The organism is Hymenobacter oligotrophus (genome assembly GCF_003574965.1).
Taxonomy (GTDB): Bacteria; Bacteroidota; Bacteroidia; order Cytophagales; family Hymenobacteraceae; genus Solirubrum; species Solirubrum oligotrophum.
This window is the reverse complement of sequence record NZ_CP032317.1, coordinates 3,464,583-3,482,876: the sequence shown is the minus strand read 5'-3', so window position 1 is coordinate 3,482,876 and position 18,294 is coordinate 3,464,583. Positions and strand designations below refer to the sequence as shown.

The window sequence follows — 18,294 nt, the reverse complement described above, 5'->3', positions numbered from 1 at the left end:
CAGGCATAGCACCGGCGGGGCTTGTTGTATTAGGGCAGCTAGCGGCCTACGCCTCGGGCTGATCGGGCAAAATCTGGATGTCCTGTACCAGTACTTTTTGCTCGATTTGGCGCGCGCGGGGCGTGTTGGCCAATCCGCCCAGGGCCGTTTCCTTGTAGCGGGTTTCCATGCTTTCGCCCACTTCGCCCAGCGCCTGCACGCATTGGTCGACGGGGATAACCGGATCGACACCGGCAATGGCAATTTGCGCCGACGAGAAGGCAATGGCCGCGGCCGAAGCGTTGCGCACCACGCAGGGCACCTCCACGAGGCCCGCCACCGGGTCGCACACCAAACCCAGCATGCACTGAATGGTAATGGCCACGGCCGCAAACGCCTGCTCCACCGAGCCACCTAGGCAGTACACAATGGCGCCGGCGCCCATGGCGGCGGCGCTGCCGGTTTCGGCTTGGCAACCGCCTACGGCACCCGCCAACGAGGCATTTTGCTCGATGATGAGCGCCACGCCGGCAGCCACCAATAAGCCCTCCAGAATGATGCGGTCGTCGAGCTTGTGCAGCTCTTGCGTGGTCGTCAGGATGCCCGGCAAAATGCCCGAGGCGCCGGCCGTAGGCGCGGCCACCACCCGGCCCATGCACGAGTTTACCTCTTTGGCACCTAGGGCGCGGGTTACGAGCATTTTAAACTCGGGCGACAATACCGTTACGGGGGAAGCAGCTACCTTTTTCGCACCGTTCTTGATCATGCCCGAGCGCGAGGTCATGTCCTCGCTCAGGCCGGTGCGCACGGCATCGCGCATTACATCGTAGGCGCGCTGCAGCCCGTCCCAGATTTCTTCTTCGGAGCGGCCTTTTTGCTCCATTTCGTAGGTTAGTACGGGCTGCCACAGCGCCTCGCCGGTTTGGGCGCAGTGCGCTTGCCAGCTGGCAAAATCATTGAAAAGCAACGACATGTGAATGCGGGAAAAGCGGGTCAGTGAGTAGGCAGATGGGGGCAATAGTTGCTAAACGCGGTTGCGCACCAAGGGGTGCCGGCGGGGCCGCCTTTTCGCAGCTGGCACTTGCAGGCGGCTACCGCAGCCCCGGAGCACAGCTTCCAAAGATACCGCTTACTTTCCGCTCAAAATAGGCCCCACCAGGCCCTTGCTTCATGCTGCGTATGCCTTCCGCCTTTACCATCTCCACCGATAGCAGCCGCCTCAACATCGGCCTAATCCACGATTTTCTCAGCAACCGCTCGTACTGGGCGCCCGGCATCAGCCGCGAGCTGGTGGAGCGCTCCATCCGCAACTCGTTGTGCTTCGGCGTGTACAACGCCGATGGCCAACAGGTGGCGTTTGCCCGCATCATTTCCGACAAAGCCACCTTTGCCTACCTCTGCGACGTGTTTGTGCTGGAGGAGTACCGCGGCCAAGGCCTCAGCAAGCTGCTGATGCGCCATATTTCCGAGCACCCCGAGCTACAAGGCTTGCGCCGTTGGATGCTGGGCACGCGCGATGCGCACTCGCTGTACGCCGAGTTTGGCTTTACGCCCCTGGCCAGCCCGCAACGCTTCATGGAAAACGCCAAGCTCGATCCGTATCGTAACCAGTCGTGAGCACGGCGGACGCCTAGTTGATGTGTGCCCCTGGCCGCTAGGCGTTGGCTTCTTGGTCTACCAGCTTCACGGCGGCCGAGTTGATGCAGTAGCGCAAGCCGGTGGGTGCGGGGCCATCGGGAAACACGTGGCCCTGGTGGGCATCGCACACGTTGCAGAGCACCTCCACGCGCACCATGCCGTAGCTGCTGTCCTTCTTGTACTTCACCACGTTGTCTTTCACCGGCTCGGTAAAGCTCGGCCAGCCCGTGCCCGATTCGAACTTAGTACCTGAATCGTAGCAGGGCGTGCCGCAGCACACGCAGGCGTACAGGCCGGGGTCGTGCGCCTCGCAGTACTCGCCCGTAAAGGCGCGCTCGGTGCCGTGCTGGCGCGTGATGCGGTACTGCTCGGGGGTGAGTTGCTCGCGCCACTCGGCATCGGTTTTTTCCACGCGGCGCTCGGGCGCGGGCACCCCGTTATTGGAAAAGCGAATTACGTCGGCCCAGGTTGTCATGGCAGAGGGGTTAGGTTCAGAGGAAAACCAGAATAGCTAGCAACGGCTTAACCCTGCCTGCGGTTTAGCGCGGCCGCTGCACCTAGGGTTGGGCCATCCGCCAAAATCTGCGTAAGCTACCGGCATGAAGCTACTCACCGCCGCCCAAACCCGCGAAGCCGATGCGGCCACCATCCGAGAAGAAGGCATTGCCTCGGCCGAGCTGATGGAGCGCGCCGCCACGGCCTTGGCAACCTGGCTGAAGGCCCGCCTCGCCCCTGCCGCTGCGCCCGTATTGGTGCTGTGCGGCCCCGGCAACAACGGCGGCGACGGCTTGGCGGCCGCGCGCCTGCTGCACCAACAGGGCTACTCCGTGCAGGTAGGCTTGCTGCCCGCCGCGCAGCACTCCGCCGATTGGGAGCTGAACCGTGCCCGAGTACCCGCCGAGGTACCCGTAACCGAGTGGCACCTCGGGCAGTTTCCGGCTATCGACCCGGCCACTGTTGTGGTTGATGCGCTGTTTGGCACGGGGCTTAGCCGCCCGCTCGAGGGCACCGCGGCCGCCTTGGTGCAGCACCTCAACGCCGCCGGGGCCCGCGTGGTGAGCATCGATGTGCCCTCGGGTTTGTTTGCCGATGCGCCGCAGCCCACTGGCAGCTCCGTAGTGAAGGCCCGGCATACCGTCTGTTTCGAGCTTCCTAAACTGGCTCTGCTGCTGCCGCAAAACGCCGAGTTTGTAGGGCAATGGCATGCCGTGCCCATCGGCCTTAGCCCTAGGTACCTAGCCGAAGTGCCGGCCACTATGCACTTGGTTGATGCCGCGCTGCTGGCCGGCCGCCTGCCCGCCCGCGCCACCTTTGCCCACAAAGGTACTTTTGGGCACGCACTGTTGCTGGCGGGCAGCCGCGGCAAAGTGGGCGCTGCCGTGTTGGCGGCGCACGCCTGCCTGCGCGGCGGCGTAGGGCTGCTGACGGTGAGCGTGCCCGCTGTGGGCTACGCCGTGCTGCAGAGCACCGTGCCTGAGGCCATGTGCCTGCCCGATGAGTGCAAAACTCACCTCAGCAACCTGCCCGAGCTAAAACCTTACGCCGCTGTGGGCATGGGCCCCGGCATCGGGCAAGACGACGATACCCGCGCTGTGCTTGAAGAACTGCTGTGCACCGCCAAAGTGCCGCTGGTGCTCGATGCCGACGCGCTAAACCTCCTGGGTGCCAACCGCAGCCTGCTCGACCTGCTGCCACCCAACACTATTTTAACGCCGCACCCCAAAGAGTTCGAGCGCCTTACCCAGCCCGCCCACAACGATTACCACCGCCTGGAGCTGCTGCGCAACTTTGCCCGGCACTACGGTTGCTACGTGGTATTAAAGGGCGCCTACTCCTGCCTCGCCACGCCCGAAGGTGAGCTGTATTTCAACACCACCGGCAACCCCGGCATGGCCACCGGCGGCAGCGGCGATGTGCTCACGGGGCTGCTCACGGCTTTGCGGGCCGACAAGCACCTAGGGCCCCTCGATGCTGCGCTGCTCGGCATGTACGCCCACGGCCGCGCCGCCGATTTGGCCGCAGCCGATACCGGACAAGCAGGCCTAATTGCCGGCGACTTGCCGCGCTACATCGGCCGGGCACTGCACGAGCTTACCACGCCCCGTACGCTCTGAAGCGCAGCCCTAGGTGGCAGTGCCCGCAGCAGCTACAAACAACGCCCCGGCCTGCACCAGCAGTAGGCCATCGGCCAGCAGCGCGTAGTAGTAGTCGGAGCGGGCTTCATTAGCAAACCACACCACCAAAGCCGTAAGCAGCGTAGGCACAGCCAGCACCATTTGCCCCGCAAGTGCCAAGCCCGGCAGCACCAGCGCTGCTGAGGCTACTACGCAACCTAGGGCCACGTAGCGGCCGCGCTCGTAGCCCAGCAGCACAGGCAGCGTGGCGGTGCCCGCGCGCCGGTCGCGGCTCACGTCGCGCAGGTCGAACACCAACGCAATAGCCAGAATAAAGAAAAAGCGGCGCCCAAACAGCAGCCAAACGGCCGCAGTATCGATACTGAGGCCCAGGCAAAGCGCCGGCAGCCATACCGTAACGGCGCTCCAAACGTAGCCGATCAGCAGCGTTTTCAGCCCCGGAATGTCGCGCAGGCCCCGGCGGCGGCCGCCGTCGCGCCCCGGCAGCACCGGCCACGAGTACGCCAACGACAGCAATGCCAAGTGCCCCAGAAACCACGTTAGCCGCTCGATAAAGGGGCTTGTAAGATACAAGGCCACTACCACAGCCGCCGAGGCCAACACCACCGACAGCAGCAACGGGCGGTGCTGCACAATCCAGCGGCGGCGGGCCGGCACGTGGGGCGGCAGGCGTAGGTTGTGGCGCCGGGCTCCGTTGAGATTGTACACAAACATCGTGGCAGCCAACACCAGCGCCGGCACCGAAAGCGGCAGCGCTTGCTGCCAGTACCGACCCGAGGCCATTACCAAAATCGCGGCTGCGGCCGCTACCAGCCCGTTGCCGTACAGCACCGCATCGGTCACAGCCCAAAACCATGGCCGCCGGTACCCCAGGGCAGATGACGACGGCGCGGCGGCGTGTTGAGGAGGCATTGCGGCGAGCAGCAACTGAGCGGTTAAAGGCGCAAAATACGTTCGCTGGGGCTGTTAGCCGCTGCTGGCCCGGCGCTACTTGCCCGTTTCGCTGTGCGGCGCGTCTACCGGTTTCGACTCAGGCGAGCCGTACTGCCGCAGCCAGATCGTCAGCACCACGATCGAAACAATGCTCAGAAACTCGCTCTGCCAGTTCTGAAACGATTCGAACCAGAAGCGTGCCGTGCCCAAGTAACCCCACACATCCACTGTGGGCTGGCCGTGGGCTTGCTGCTCGATGTTGTAAACCTCGGAGCCGCCCACGGCGTGCAGGAAGAACGACGCCATAAACAGCACCAGAAAAGCCAAACTCAGCGAATGTTTGTAAAGCCACAGCACCGCGCCGCCCTGTTTCACGGGCCACGGGGCGTCGTCGTCGTAGGGGTTTGGCTCGCGGTCCACTTCCTCTTCTTCGTCGAGTTTTTTCGATTCGGCCGAGCCTTTCTGGCGCAGCTTCACGGTCAGCAGAACGTACAGAGCCATCTGCAGGAACTCGCTTTCCCAGTTTTCAAACGTGGCCTCCAGCCAGTGGCCCGAGGTTACGTACTCGCTCAGGCTCAGCGCGGGTCGGTTTAGCTGCTGCAGCTCGTCGTTGTAGTCGTGGTGGCCGGTTAGGGTTTGGCCCACCAGCGTAATCAGCGTGAGCATGCCAACCGTAAGCGACAGGCCATTTTGGTACAGAAAGCGCCCAAGTGGGCTGCGGGGAGTTTGTTGCGTCATGAAGAGCCGGAAAGGAACGTCTGAAAGCGTGTACGCCCCCGCGGCCAAAAATGTGATACCTAAACCCCAACAGCCAGCAAAAAGCCCCTGCCCCCCGGACGGGGACAGGGGCTTTTTGCTGGCACAGCGCCGCTAAGCCAACGGCACCTAGGGCCTAGAGCATAGAAAGCTGGGCTTGGTGGTTTTTGTGGCGGAAGGTTTCGTCGTACAGGCGCAAGCTGTCCTGCACAATCTTGTATGCCTCTTCGCGGCCCATGAATTTTTCTACTACCACCTGCTTGTTTTCGAGGGCTTTGTAATCCTCAAAAAAGCGGCGCATTTCGAGCAGGGTGTGCGGGGGCAGCTCCGAAATATCGTTGTAGTGGTTCATCGACACGTCGTTGGCAGCTACGGCAATGATTTTGTCGTCCTCCTCGTTGTTGTCGATCATCTGCATCACGCCAATCACCTTGGCCTCAATCAGGCACATCGGCACCACGTCAACCGAGCACAGCACCAGCACGTCGAGGGGGTCTTTGTCGTCGCAGTAGGTTTGCGGAATAAAGCCATAAGCAGCCGGGTAGTGCACAGCCGAAAACAGCACGCGGTCGAGCTTCAGCAGGCCGCTGTCTTTGTCGAGCTCGTACTTACCCTTTGAACCCTTCGGAATTTCGATGATGGCGTTTACGGTCTGCGGCGCTTTGGAACCGTAGTTTACATCGTGCCAGGGGTTGAAATGCGTAGTGGAGTGAGAGTGAGCCATTGCAAATGATGAGAGTATGACGGGCCAACAAAAGCAGCCTCCGCCGGGTAAAGGATGAGTTTGTACGAGAGTAGCAGCCGAAAGGCTGAGCTTATTTCTTCTTGCGGAGCACCTCCTGCAAGGGTTGGCCGGTGCAGCCATTGGGCTCCTGTATGTGCAGGAAGCGCGCCAAGGTGGGTGCAATATCGGTAATGCGCGCCGGGTGGGCCGATTCGCCGCGCGGCACGCGCCACCCCCAGAACAGCAAAGGTACGTGCGTATCGTATGCGCCCGACGAGCCGTGCGTGGTGCCCTTTACCACGGGGTAGCCGTAGGCCTCCAGCCAGCCCGGGGCCAGCACCACCATCACGTCGCCGCTGCGCTTCGGGAAGTATCCGTTCTCGAGGTACATCAGCATGCCGCTTTCCCAGTGCGATTTTTCGAGGTCGGTGGCTGTTATGGCGCGCGTAACGCCGGCAAACTGCGTCATGATGCCCGCCACTTCCTGCTGCATCTGGTACAGGTCGATTTTCTTTTGCGCCAGTAGTGGCCGGTTGAGGTACACCTGCTGGTTTTCGTAGCTCAGCACCCACTGGCCCGGCCCGAAGCGGCGCGCCAGTTCGCGCTGCAACGAGTCGCGCATCAGCGTAACGCCCACGCCGTTGCCGGGCAGGCGCTGGCTGCGCAAGAACTCCGTGGAGTGCGCCGCGCCGTGGTCGGCCGACAGAAACACCAACGACTGGCCTTTGCCGATGTTTTTGTCGAGGTACGCCAGCAGGCGGGCAATGTCGCGGTCGAGGCGCAGGTAGGTATCCTCCGTTTCGATAGCATTGGTACCAAAGTGGTGGCCCACGTAGTCCGTCGAGGAAAAACTCAGCGCCAAGAAATCGGTTTGGTCGCCTTTACCCATGTTTTCGGCCCGCAAGGCTTCCAGCGCAAAATCCAGCGTGAGCGTGTTGCCAAAAGGCGTTGTACGGATGAGGTCGAGGTTGGTGCTGGGCACCTTTTCGCCGGCGGCCTGCATGGTTTTGCGCACATCGGCCGGAGCCACGCCGCTCAAGGCTGGCAAATTGTGCGGGAATACGGGTTTGGCTTCGCCCCGAAACGTGTTTTCCCACGGCACGTCGTCGGCGGTGCTTTCGGTGTATTCGGTAATGGGCAGCAGCGTTTCCCAAGGCTTGCCCAGGTACTGTTCGGCCAGTTTGCGCTGGTTAAACTGCTGCACCCACTCGGGCAGTTGCTGGGTGTAAAAGGTGCTCGTGATGAAGGCGCCGTTGCTGTTATCGAACCAGTACGCCGCCGAAGCTGCGTGCCCGGCCGGCAGCACCGAGCCCCGGTCTTTGATGCACACGCCAATTACCTTGCTGCCGAAGTTTGTGGCCAGGCGCAGCTCGTCGGTAATGGTGGTGGTGAGCATGTTGCGCGGCGACTGTTGCCCCGCGGCCGGAGAGCCGCCCACGGCCTGCACGCTTTTGTCGTCGGTTACGTACGTGCCTTTGCCGGCCTCGCGCACAAACCAGTTGTTGCCCACAATGCCGTGCACCGAGGGCGTGGTGCCGGTGTAAATGCTGGCGTGGCCCGGCCCGGTGTACGTGGGCACGTAGTTGTAGTGGGTGTTCTCGTAGCTGAAACCCTCCCCGAGCAGGCGTTTGAAGCCGTCGTTGCCGTACTTGTTCCAGTAGCGGTACAAGTAGTCGTAACGCATTTGGTCGACCACAATGCCGACCACCAGCTTGGGCCTAGGTACGGCTTTGGGCTTCTGCGCCATGGCCGGCGCCTGGCCACCTAGCAAGGTGGCCGCGGCCAGCAGTCCAGTCAAGAGAGTGTTTCGCATAAAAAAACGCGGGCTGGTAGCCTGGCATGGCTCCGGCCAAGTTTGCGGCCGCAAAGGTAACAGGCAAATGCCCAAGCCCGGCTATGGCAGCTTAGGTAGCTAACTTCTCGTACACGCACACAGCCGCGCTCTGGTTACCTCACTCCTACTGCTAGTTAGCTTTATGCCCCTCCGTGCTTCCGAATGCGCCCTCATTTTCGATATGGACGGCGTCCTCATTGATAACACCCGCTACCAAGCCAAAGCTTTTCAACTGCTATTTCGCGAGTTGGGCCTGCAAACCAATGCCCTCGGGTTGCTGCAGCGCCTGAACGGTATGCCGGCTACCAACATCCTCAAAACCGTATACCGCAACCCCGTACCCGAAAAGGAACTCAAGACCTACGCCGACCGCCGCGAGTTTCTGTACCGCGTGCTCTACTGGGACAAACGCCAGGAAACCGCCGGCCTCACTGGCTTTTTGCAGGCAGCCCGCGCGGCCGGCTTCAAACTAGCCCTAGGTACCGGCTCGGCCCCCGAAACCATCGGCTATATCATCGACCACCTCAACCTGCGCCGCTTCTTCGATGTGGTGGTGGGCAAAGCCGATGTGCAGCGCGGCAAACCTCACGCCGATACCTTCAGCGAGTGCGCCCGGCAGCTGGGCGTTGCGCCGGAGCGCTGCGTGGTATTCGAGGATGCCGTGCTGGGCGAGCAAGCCGCTTACAAAGCCAAAATGCGCTGCATTTGCCTGAGCACCAGCATAAGCGCCAACAAGTTTCAGGCGCCGATGCACGTCATGAAAGACTTTACCCAGCTTACCCCCGAGCGCGTGTTGGCGCTCGTGGAGCAAAACCCTTACACGCCCAAGCCCGGCAAGCACATTGCCGAGCGCAACTACGCCAAGCTGTAGCGCCTGCCCGGTTGCCTTGGCAACGCCCTAGGTGCCTATCAACAAAAAAGCCTGCCCCGGCTGGGGCAGGCTTTTCCTAGGTCTGAGCCTGTGGTTTAGCGGCTGGCAGCCAAGGCTTCGGCACCACCCACGATTTCGAGAATCTCGTTCGTGATGGCGGCTTGGCGGCCGCGGTTGTAGGTTAGCTTTAGCGCTTTCAGCAACTCGCCGGCGTTTTCGGTGGCCTTGTCCATGGCCGTCATGCGGGCACCGTGTTCCGAAGCGTTGCTTTCGAGCACCGCTTTGTAGAGCTGGATTTTCAGCGACGTCGGAATCAAAGTCAGCACGATTTCCTCTTTGCTGGGCTCAAAAATGTAGTCCAGGTTCGAGGTGGTAGCGGCGTTGGCGGGTGCTTCGGGCGGCAGAATGGGCAACAGTTGCTCCGTACGGATAATCTGCGTCGCCACGTTCTTAAACTCGTTGTACACCAGCACTACCTGATCATACTGCCCGGCCCGGAAAGCATCCATAGCCTCTTCAGCAGCCACGCGCACCGTGTCGAACGACAGGTTCGTGAATACGTTGGTATGGTTGCCCACCAACAGGCCACGGCGGCCGAAGTAATCGTGCGCTTTGCGGCCAATGGCCATCACGCGTACGTTGCCGGCGGCAGCCAGGTCGGCGTAGCGTTCCTGAATCAGCGCGTTCGTAGCCTTGAAGATGTTGCTGTTGAAAGCACCAGCCAAGCCACGATCCGACGTAACAGCAATGATCAGCACGCGGCGCACTTCGCGTACCACGCCGTATTCGCCGGTCACGCTGTCCTCTGCATTGCCTTGCGACAAATTAGCCAAGATGCTGTTCAGGCGTTGCGCGTAGGGGCGCATGCGCATGATGTTGTCCTGCGCGCGGCGCAGCTTTGCTGCCGCCACCATTTTCATGGCTTTGGTGATTTGCTGCGTCGAGCTTACCGACTGAATGCGGCCCCGGACTTCTTTTAAGCTTGCCATATGAAAAGAGTTGTCAGTTGCCCGTTATCAGTTGTCAGTGTGTGCAGGGTAGTCGAACTACCCCACACTGACAACCAACAACTGACAACTGACAACTAATTACTACTTGTAAGAAGCCGACAGGTCTTTGATCACCTGGCGGATGGTGCCCGTAATGGTATCGTCGAGCTTACCGGCCTTCAGGCCAGCCAGCACGTCGGCATGACGGGTGTTCATCACCTGCGTAAACTCCTTCTCGAACTCGCGTACGCGGTTTACCGGGATGGCGTCGAGCAGACCGTTGGTAGCAGCATAGATGATAGCTACTTGGTCTTCAACTTTTACCGGCGAGAACTGCGGCTGCTTCAGGATTTCGAGGTTGCGGCGGCCACGCTCAATGGTGAGCTTGGTCGAGGCATCGAGGTCCGAGCCGAACTTGGCGAAAGCTTCCAGTTCGCGGAACTGGGCCTGATCCAGCTTCAGCGTACCAGCCACTTTCTTCATCGACTTGATCTGAGCCGAACCACCTACACGCGATACCGAGATACCTACGTTGATAGCCGGACGGATGCCCGAGTTGAAGAGGTTGGTTTCGAGGAAGATCTGACCGTCGGTAATCGAAATTACGTTCGTCGGAATGTAAGCCGATACGTCACCAGCTTGCGTCTCGATGATGGGCAGAGCCGTTAGCGAACCACCGCCCTTCACGAGGCCACGCAGGCTGTCGGGCAGGTCGTTCATGTTACGGGCGATGTCGTCCGAAGCGTTGATTTTAGCGGCACGCTCGAGCAAACGGCTGTGCAGGTAAAATACGTCGCCAGGGTAAGCTTCGCGGCCGGGCGGGCGGCGCAGCAGCAGCGACACCTCGCGGTAAGCCACAGCTTGCTTCGACAAGTCGTCGTACACAACCAGAGCCGGACGACCCGTATCGCGGAAGAACTCACCGATGGCAGCACCCGTGAACGGGGCAAAGAACTGCATCGGAGCGGGGTCAGCGGCCGAAGCCGAAACAACCACCGTGTAGTCCATGGCACCGCCGCGCTGCAGCGAGTTCACGATCTGGGCTACCGTCGAGGCCTTCTGGCCGATGGCAACGTAGATACAGAAAACCGGCTCGCCGCGCTCGAAGAACTCGCGCTGGTTCAGGATAGCGTCAAGCGCAACCGTCGACTTGCCCGTCTGACGGTCGCCGATGATCAGCTCGCGCTGGCCACGACCGATCGGAATCATGGCGTCGATAGCCTTGATACCGGTTTGCAGTGGTTCGTTTACCGGCTGGCGGAAGATTACGCCCGGCGCCTTGCGCTCCAGCGGCATGTCGTACAGCTCGCCAGCAATGGGGCCACGGCCGTCGATGGGTTGGCCCAACGTGTTTACCACGCGGCCCACGATGCCCTCGCCTACTTTAATCGAAGCGATTTTGTTGGTGCGGCGCACGGTAGCGCCCTCGCGTACTTCGCTGTAGTCGCCGAGCATTACGGCACCTACGTTGTCTTCTTCGAGGTTCAAAACCAGTGCCTGCAGGCCGTTCTCGAACTCAACCAGTTCGCCTGACTGAGCCTTTGAAAGGCCGTAAATGCGGGCTACCCCGTCGCCAACCTGCAGCACCGTACCGACTTCTTCGAGTTCGGCTTCGGACTTGAAATTGGACAACTGCTCCCGCAGAATGGCGGATACTTCATCCGGACGTACTTCTGCCATGATGCTGACTTATAGTTGGGCTTGGTAGGGGTTCTCTTTGAAAGTGGTGCGCAGGCGGTTGAGACGCGTGCGTACCGAGTCGTCGATCTGCCGGTCGCCGATGCGCAAAACAAATCCACCAATTAAGGACGGATCTACTTGTTCCTGCAGCATTACCTGGCCACCCGTCTGACCGACCACCAAACGCTCCACATGCGCGCGGAGTTCGGGCGTGAGCGGCGTAGCCGTCGTAACCGTTGCCGTTTGGATACCGCGTAGCGCGTTGTACTGATTCAGAAACTCCGGACCAATGAATTCCAACGCGTTTTCGCGGTTTTTCTGCGTGATGATGGTGAAGAACCGCATGGTGAGGTCCGACACCTTGCCGTCAAACAGCCGCCGCAGGATGGCCAGCTTCTTGTCGTGCTGCACAATAGGGTTGCGCAGCAGCAGGCGCAGGTCGCGGCTACCCTCCATGGTATTGGAGAACAGCTCGATGTCCTGCTTTACCGTATCCAGCGTACCCTGCTCTTGCGCCAAGTCCAGCAAAGACTTGGCGTAGCGGGCGGCGACTCGTAGTTCAGACATTGTGGGATGGTATTGAGTATTTGGTATTGAGTACTGAGTAGGGCGTTTTGAAAGAAACGATCTGGCTACTCAATACTCCATACTCACTACTAATTGAGTTTTACCTCTTGCAGGTAATCGGTTACCAGCTGCTTTTGGGCAGTGGCATCCGTCAGTTCGCGACGCAGGATGCGCTCGGCGATGTCGATGGAAAGCTGAGCAGCCGTGTTTTTCACTTCGGCCAAAGCAGCTTGCTTTTCGTTCTGGATGGCTTCGCGAGCCTGCATGATCATGCGGGCACCTTCGTCGGTTGCTTTCTGCTTGGCTTGCTCAATCAGCTGTTCGCTGATTGTAGTAGCTTCTTTCAGAATACGGTCGCGCTCCTGACGAGCCTCGGCCAGCAACTTTTCGTTGCCAGCTTTCAGCTGCTGCATTTCCAGCTTAGCCTGATCGGCTTGACGCAGAGCGTTTTCGATGGATTCTTCCCGCTCGCGCAGACCAGCCAGAATGGGCTTCCACGCAAACTTAGCCAGCAAGAATACTAGCAGCAGGAAAACGACAAACTGCCAGAACAGCAGGCCAAAATCGGGGGTAATCAGATTCATGGCGTTTAGGGCAATGCGTGTGGGAAATGGGCGACCGTAGAAGGCAGGACAAGCCCGCCAAAAACCAAAGCCGCTCCGTGGGTACAGTTACACCAATACGGCCGCCTGCTGCCCTGCCAAAGCAAGGCTACAGGCGGCCGCTTATGGGTGACTGTTATTGCAGACGCAGAGCTACCAGCAGGCAGACTACGACGGCGAACAGGGTGGCGCCTTCGATAAGAGCAGCCGCGATGATCATCGCCGTTTGGATACGGCCCGAAGCTTCCGGCTGACGGCCGATGGCTTCCATGGCGCTGCCGCCGATGCGACCAATGCCGAGACCAGCACCGAGGATAGCCAGACCAGCACCCAGGCCGGCACCCATAACGGCCAGACCAACAGCATTAACGACCTGCAGCAACAGAGTGAGCAGCATAACAGAAAGAGTTAGGAGAGTGAGAAAAAAGTCAGGAAAAACAAAAAAGGGGAATGTCGAGCTTAGTGATGCGTAGCCGGCTTGCTCATGTCTTCGCCGCCGATTTGGATGTCAGCATCGTGGTGGTGCTCCTCTACTGCCCCACCGATGTACATGGCAGAGAGCAGGGTGAAAAGGTAGGCCTGCAGAATGGCTACCAGCATTTCCAGCACGTTGATGAACAGGGCGAAGCCAACACCTAGGGGCGAAACTGCCACGCTCTTAAAGATGAAGATGAGCGAAATGAAGCTCAGCACGATGATGTGGCCTGCCGTGATGTTGGCAAACAAACGCACCATCAGCGAGAACGGCTTGGTGATGATTCCGATCAGTTCAACCGGAATCATGATGGGCAGCAACCAGGTGGGTACACCGGGCGTGGCAAAAATGTGGCCCCAGTAATTTTTGTTGCCGCTGAACACGGTGATGAGCAGCGTCAGCAGGGCAAGGAGGAAGGTAATGCTGATGTTGCCGGTAAGGTTGGCAGCACCGGGCATCAAGCCCATCAGGTTGTTGAACCAGATAAAAAAGAACAACGTGAGCAGGTACGGCAGGTAACGCTCGTACTTCGGGCCGATGTTGGTCTTGGCGATGTCGTCGCGAATGAAGGCAATGATGGGCTCGAAGAACGACTGAATACCACGCGGTGCACGGCCGTGGTTCTTCTTATAGCCGCTGGCTACCGAGAAGAAAACAACAATCAGCAGCAGTGCACTCAAGAGCAGCGAGGCTACGTTCTTGGTAATCGAAAAGTCGTACACTTTGCTGCCATCTTGGGCTACAAGGTGCTCATGCTCAAGCTTGAGGCCGTTGTAGGTTTCACCGTGAGCCAGCTTGCTCGAGGAGAAAGCCGACAGGCCTTTACCGGGCTGGTATGCAATTACCGGCAGCGGCAACGTAATATGGGTGTGACCAATCGTGGCGAAGTGCCATTCGTGCGCATCAGCAATGTGATGCAGAATCATCTCACCCGGCTTGAACTCGCCTTCTTCGGTGGCTTCCACCTGCGTGGCCGAGGTGGATGGCACATCGCCGTGATGCTCCTGCGCAAAAACCGGCAACGTCAGAATCCAGAAGAAAAGGAGCAGAAACCGCTTCATTCAGTGAGATTTAAGGCCTACTTAGCGCACTATTGCGCACTTTCGGAGCCCGGTTTTGAAAACGGGCGCAAGTTAGTCACGACGTTCCAGACTTCAAACCCAGTGTAGAGAAAATACAGCAGGAAGAACAAGCCCAAAAAAGTCCAAGTGTTGTTGCCATCCTTGGCGCCACCGCTTACCAAATAGCCCACAACTATTACCATAGCCAGTACCAAACGCAGGGCGGTGGTGGCAAACCAGGCGGTCATCATGCTATCGGGTTTGCGCTTTACAGCTCGGTAAGTCAGCCAGAACGTGAAAGCCGTAAGCCCTACGTAAAAGAGCAGCAAATAATCGGCTTGCGGGTGCACAACAGCAGTACCGTACTGCAGGCGCAGGAAGTACAGCAGAGCGGCCAGCGGCACCGAAAACAGCAGTAGGTTGCGAAAAAAGCGGTTCACGTGGAGTAGGTATTGCAAACCTGCCTAGGGCAGAAAGGAGCTTGGTTTTGTGGACAGCCTATTTTTCGGAGACGGCCCGGATGACTTGGTACATAGCAATAAATACCCCGAGCAAGGTGAGCAAAATGGTGCCCCAAGGCTCCCAGCCCATTTTCTTGTCGAGGGCAACGCCACCCCACGCGCTTAGGCCTATCACTACTAGCATTTGCACGCCTACGCCGGAAAACTTGCCGAACTGGCGCCGCCGGTCGGCGTCCGAATCGGATTTAAACGGGGGTTGTGGGTTAGGCGTGGGCATGTAGGTTGGGGCAAGCGGATGGCAAAGGTACGGCGCGCTGCGTAAATGCCTGCCTATCGGCAGGGCTTAAGCACCTAGGGCAGCGACACCAACCCGGGGCTGGCGCATTTTTCCCGTACTTTTACTTGCATTGTAGCGTTCTAGGAGGATTACATCGCTTCCGAACAAAATCACGGTCGGTCGGCGTTTTGCTCACACTGCCTTTCACCCGCCTGCTTTCTGCTGCTCGTGTCGAATTTTTTGCGCCTTACTTGGGTACCTGTTGTTGGGTTGGCTTTTGCTGGCGCCGCTTTGCTGGCGGGCTGCTCGGCCGAACGCCACAACGTGATAGCTCGCACCTACCAAAACATTACTGCCCGCGACAACGGCTACTTTTTGGCGCGCGAGAAAATGCGGGGCGTGGAGGCTGCCCTAAATAAGGAACGCCCCAACGATTACAACCGTACGCTGCCGCTGTTGCCGGTGGTCGATTCGGTAAAGGCCGTGCAGCTCGCGGGCGACATGGACGACGTGGTGAAAAAGGCCTCCTTGCCTATTCAGCGCCACGGCACTAGCGACTATACCGACGACGCGTATGTGCTGATTGGCAAGGCCCGTTTTTACAAACGCGAGTTCGAGGAGGCGCTAAAGACGTTTAAGTACGTGAACACCACCAGCAAGGACGCCAACGCCCGGCACGAGGCGCTGATCTGGCTGATGCGCACGTACATGGCCACCAACGAGTGGGAAAATGCCGCCGCCGTATCGGACTTGCTTGATAAAGAAGAAGGCACCTACGACAATGCGCGCGAGCTTTTCCTGACCCGCGCGCAATACCACATTAGGCAGGGCAACGAGCGGCTGGCCATTGAGAATCTCAGCAAGGCCATTCCATATATAGAGAAAAAGGACGAACGCTCGCGCACGCGCTATGTGCTAGCGCAACTCTATCAGAACACCGGCCAGGACAAGGAAGCTTACGCCCAGCTCAACAGCATTTTGCGGCGCAACCCGCCCTACGAGCTCGACTTTTTTGCCAAACTCATGCTCGGGCAGGTATCGGACCTGAACCAGCAAGACCGCACGCGCCTAAACAAGTACTTCGCGAAGCTGCTGAAGGACCCCAACAACCGCGAGTACCGCGACAAAGTGTACTACGAAATGGCGCGCCTGGAGTACCGCCAGCAACGATACGACGAAGCGCTGAAGCTGCTTAACCAATCGGTGCGGCTGAATACCACCAACCGGGCGCAACGCGGCTATGCGTACTTGCTGGCTGGGCGCATCTACTACGAAAACCTGCAGAAGTACCGCCCCGCAGCCGCCTATTACGATAGCACTACCCAGAGCCTGCCCAGGGAAACGCCGGAGTTTGCGGCAATTGTGGAGCGGCGCGATATTTTGCGCGACTTTGCCCAGCACCTAACTACCGTTGAAACCCAAGACAGCTTGCTTGCCTTGGCCAAACTGGATACAGCGGCCCTGCGCACGCGCTTGGTTGCTTATGCCGATGCGGAGCTGCTGCGCCGCAAACAGGCAGCCGAGCGGCAGGCGGCGTTGGCCGCTCGCGGCGTCAACCAAACGGCCCTAGGTCAAGACCCCACCCGCGCTGGCAACCCCAACGTAGACCCGCTGGCGTTTGCCAGTGTCTCCACAGGCCGGCTGTGGTACTTCGATAACCCAACGGCGCTGGGCACTGCCCGCGCCGACTTTGAGCGGCGTTGGGGCAACCGCCCTCTAACCGATAACTGGCGCCTGAGCAGCCTTGCCACCACCGGTGCGCCGGTGCCAGGCGCCGGGGCGCCGGTTTCGGTACGCGGGGCCGATGGCAGCCTGGTAAACCCGGCTAGCGGGGCATCGGCCCAGCAGGCCACGCCTGCTGACGAACGCGCGGCGTTGCTGGCGCAGTATCAGCAAAGCATACCGGCTACGGCCGAGCAACAACAGCAGGCCGAAGCCAAGGTGCTGGAGGCCTTGTTTGCCCTAGGAGCCATTTACAACCAGCAGCTGAAAGAGCCGGCCAAGGCAGCCCAGACCTACGAGCAGTTGCTGCAACGTTTTCCGAACAGCCCGCACACCCTGGAGGTGTACTACAGCTTGTACCTGCTTTACAAGGACCTAGGCGATGCTAAAGCCGAAGCCTACGCCCAACGGCTACGGCAGGAGTTTGCTAACTCCTCGTTTGCCCGGCTTGTGGCCGACCCCGAGTACTTGCGCCGCACTTCGGTGGCCAACGAGCACATGGCCGTGCGGCTCGATTCGGCATTTGCGCTCTACAAAAAGCAGGAATTCAAGAAAGCCAACGCAGCCTTGGTTCGGGCGCGCAAGCAGTACCCCGAAACCGACCTGAACGACCGCGCCGAGTACCTGCAACTGCTGCTAACGCTGCGCACCCAACCGCCGGCCAAGCACAAAGCCGAGGTAGCTGCCTTTGTGAAGAAGTACCCCGAGAGTGGGCTGGCACCTAGGGCGCAAGAGCTACTGAGCACTTACGGCCGCTACGAAAGCGGCCAGTTGGCCGGCGCCTTGGCCTCCACCGAAAAGCCATCGGTGTCGTTCTTTCGTCCCGGCGAGGTTGATAACCGTGTGCGCATTCTGTACCAAGAAAACGAAACGCCAGCCGTGGCGCTAAAGCCGGCCCCGCAAGCCGAGCCTCAAAAATTACCAGCCCCGGTGGTTACGCCACCGGCCTCGAAGGGCGCAGCTCCCGCTCCTGCCGCGCCCAAGGTCGCCGCTGCCCAAGTGCCTGCCCCAAGCGCACCAACCCCGCCTGCTAACAACTCGCCTACGCCGCCGCAGCCTGCAGGGGCCGGCAGCCCCTCCCCAACCGCTGCCACCGAGCCTAAGCCAACTGCCGCCCCGCCTGCCGAAGCCTCGCCGTACCGCGCCGATGTGAATGCAGCGCACGCGGTGGTAATTGCCTACCCCAAAGACGCCGCTGCTTTTGCCGAGCTTCAAAATCAGCTTGCCGCTTACAACAACCGCTTCTTTAAGGCCAGCAATTTGCAGGTGCAGGCGCAGCCCCTAGGTCCCGATCAGCAGTTGCTGGTTGTGCAGGCTTTGCCCAACGCCAAGGTTGCGCTTAACTACGCGCTTAAGCTGCGCGGGCCGCAAGGCCCGCTGATGAAGTTTCGCAACGCGGGTTACCAATCCTTCCTGATCGGTATTGATAACCTGCCGGTGCTCCTCTCGCGCGGCAACCTGGAGGAGTATTTGCGCTTCGCCCAGCCCGTTTATTCAATTAAGAATTAACAATGAGCAATTAATAATTGGCTGCAGTATGCATCGGCTCCGGTGTATACACATGCTGGCACCAGCTGTCAACTATTCATT

18 protein-coding genes are annotated in these 18,294 nt (G+C 59.8%); 4 read left to right on the top strand and 14 right to left on the bottom strand.

Features of this window, described 5'->3' with window-relative positions:
* Window positions 1-46: 46 nt before the first annotated feature.
* On the bottom strand, window positions 47-952 hold the full coding sequence (sdaAA, locus tag D3Y59_RS14965; protein WP_119445777.1) for an L-serine ammonia-lyase, iron-sulfur-dependent, subunit alpha: 906 nt from the start codon (window positions 950-952) through the stop codon (window positions 47-49).
* A gap of 206 nt (window positions 953-1,158) precedes the next feature.
* Between sdaAA and D3Y59_RS14960 the strand changes: the two genes are divergently transcribed.
* Window positions 1,159-1,596, top strand: coding sequence for a GNAT family N-acetyltransferase (locus D3Y59_RS14960; protein WP_119446502.1), 438 nt, complete (start codon window positions 1,159-1,161; stop codon window positions 1,594-1,596).
* Between the two features lie 37 nt (window positions 1,597-1,633).
* On the opposite strand, the gene msrB is transcribed toward D3Y59_RS14960, so the two are convergent.
* Window positions 1,634-2,092, bottom strand: coding sequence for a peptide-methionine (R)-S-oxide reductase MsrB (gene msrB / locus D3Y59_RS14955; RefSeq protein WP_119445776.1), 459 nt, complete (start codon window positions 2,090-2,092; stop codon window positions 1,634-1,636).
* A 124-nt stretch (window positions 2,093-2,216) separates the two neighbouring features.
* Here msrB and D3Y59_RS14950 point away from each other — a divergent pair, with 124 nt between their 5' ends.
* On the top strand, window positions 2,217-3,731 hold the full coding sequence (locus tag D3Y59_RS14950) for an NAD(P)H-hydrate dehydratase (RefSeq protein ID WP_119445775.1): 1,515 nt from the start codon (window positions 2,217-2,219) through the stop codon (window positions 3,729-3,731).
* Window positions 3,732-3,740: 9 nt separating this feature from the next.
* Here the strand turns inward: D3Y59_RS14950 and D3Y59_RS14945 are convergent, their stop codons facing one another.
* The 4 genes from D3Y59_RS14945 to pafA form a co-directional block, all read right to left on the bottom strand.
* Window positions 3,741-4,664 carry a UbiA family prenyltransferase gene (locus D3Y59_RS14945; RefSeq protein ID WP_119445774.1) on the bottom strand — a complete coding sequence of 308 codons (924 nt, stop codon included), beginning with the start codon at window positions 4,662-4,664 and terminating at the stop codon, window positions 3,741-3,743.
* Between the two features lie 75 nt (window positions 4,665-4,739).
* Window positions 4,740-5,423, bottom strand: a complete 684-nt coding sequence (locus tag D3Y59_RS14940; RefSeq protein ID WP_119445773.1) for a DUF6766 family protein — start codon at window positions 5,421-5,423, stop codon at window positions 4,740-4,742.
* Between the two features lie 154 nt (window positions 5,424-5,577).
* A complete protein-coding gene (locus D3Y59_RS14935) occupies window positions 5,578-6,165 on the bottom strand; it encodes an inorganic diphosphatase (RefSeq protein WP_119445772.1) in 588 nt (195 codons plus the stop codon).
* A 91-nt stretch (window positions 6,166-6,256) separates the two neighbouring features.
* Complete coding sequence (gene pafA, locus D3Y59_RS14930; protein ID WP_119446501.1) at window positions 6,257-7,978, bottom strand: alkaline phosphatase PafA; 1,722 nt, start codon at window positions 7,976-7,978, stop codon at window positions 6,257-6,259.
* A 163-nt stretch (window positions 7,979-8,141) separates the two neighbouring features.
* Here pafA and D3Y59_RS14925 point away from each other — a divergent pair, with 163 nt between their 5' ends.
* A complete protein-coding gene (locus D3Y59_RS14925; protein WP_119445771.1) occupies window positions 8,142-8,870 on the top strand; it encodes an HAD family hydrolase in 729 nt (242 codons plus the stop codon).
* Window positions 8,871-8,965: 95 nt separating this feature from the next.
* Here the strand turns inward: D3Y59_RS14925 and atpG are convergent, their stop codons facing one another.
* From atpG to D3Y59_RS14885, 8 genes are all read right to left on the bottom strand, one after another.
* A complete protein-coding gene (gene atpG / locus D3Y59_RS14920) occupies window positions 8,966-9,859 on the bottom strand; it encodes an ATP synthase F1 subunit gamma (protein ID WP_119445770.1) in 894 nt (297 codons plus the stop codon).
* Between the two features lie 102 nt (window positions 9,860-9,961).
* Window positions 9,962-11,539, bottom strand: a complete 1,578-nt coding sequence (atpA, locus tag D3Y59_RS14915; protein WP_119445769.1) for a F0F1 ATP synthase subunit alpha — start codon at window positions 11,537-11,539, stop codon at window positions 9,962-9,964.
* 9 nt (window positions 11,540-11,548) lie between these two features.
* Complete coding sequence (gene atpH / locus D3Y59_RS14910; protein ID WP_119445768.1) at window positions 11,549-12,106, bottom strand: ATP synthase F1 subunit delta; 558 nt, start codon at window positions 12,104-12,106, stop codon at window positions 11,549-11,551.
* Window positions 12,107-12,195: 89 nt separating this feature from the next.
* Window positions 12,196-12,690 (bottom strand): F0F1 ATP synthase subunit B, encoded by a 495-nt coding sequence (locus D3Y59_RS14905; RefSeq protein ID WP_119445767.1) that lies wholly within the window; start codon window positions 12,688-12,690, stop codon window positions 12,196-12,198.
* A 154-nt stretch (window positions 12,691-12,844) separates the two neighbouring features.
* Complete coding sequence (atpE, locus tag D3Y59_RS14900; RefSeq protein ID WP_059071914.1) at window positions 12,845-13,105, bottom strand: ATP synthase F0 subunit C; 261 nt, start codon at window positions 13,103-13,105, stop codon at window positions 12,845-12,847.
* Window positions 13,106-13,167: 62 nt separating this feature from the next.
* A complete protein-coding gene (gene atpB / locus D3Y59_RS14895) occupies window positions 13,168-14,244 on the bottom strand; it encodes a F0F1 ATP synthase subunit A (protein ID WP_119445766.1) in 1,077 nt (358 codons plus the stop codon).
* A gap of 29 nt (window positions 14,245-14,273) precedes the next feature.
* On the bottom strand, window positions 14,274-14,702 hold the full coding sequence (locus D3Y59_RS14890; RefSeq protein ID WP_119445765.1) for a hypothetical protein: 429 nt from the start codon (window positions 14,700-14,702) through the stop codon (window positions 14,274-14,276).
* Window positions 14,703-14,742: 40 nt separating this feature from the next.
* Window positions 14,743-14,982 carry an AtpZ/AtpI family protein gene (locus D3Y59_RS14885; protein WP_119445764.1) on the bottom strand — a complete coding sequence of 80 codons (240 nt, stop codon included), beginning with the start codon at window positions 14,980-14,982 and terminating at the stop codon, window positions 14,743-14,745.
* A gap of 228 nt (window positions 14,983-15,210) precedes the next feature.
* Here D3Y59_RS14885 and porW point away from each other — a divergent pair, with 228 nt between their 5' ends.
* Window positions 15,211-18,213 (top strand): type IX secretion system periplasmic lipoprotein PorW/SprE, encoded by a 3,003-nt coding sequence (porW, locus tag D3Y59_RS14880; RefSeq protein ID WP_162910818.1) that lies wholly within the window; start codon window positions 15,211-15,213, stop codon window positions 18,211-18,213.
* The last annotated feature ends 81 nt before the right edge of the window (window positions 18,214-18,294 follow it).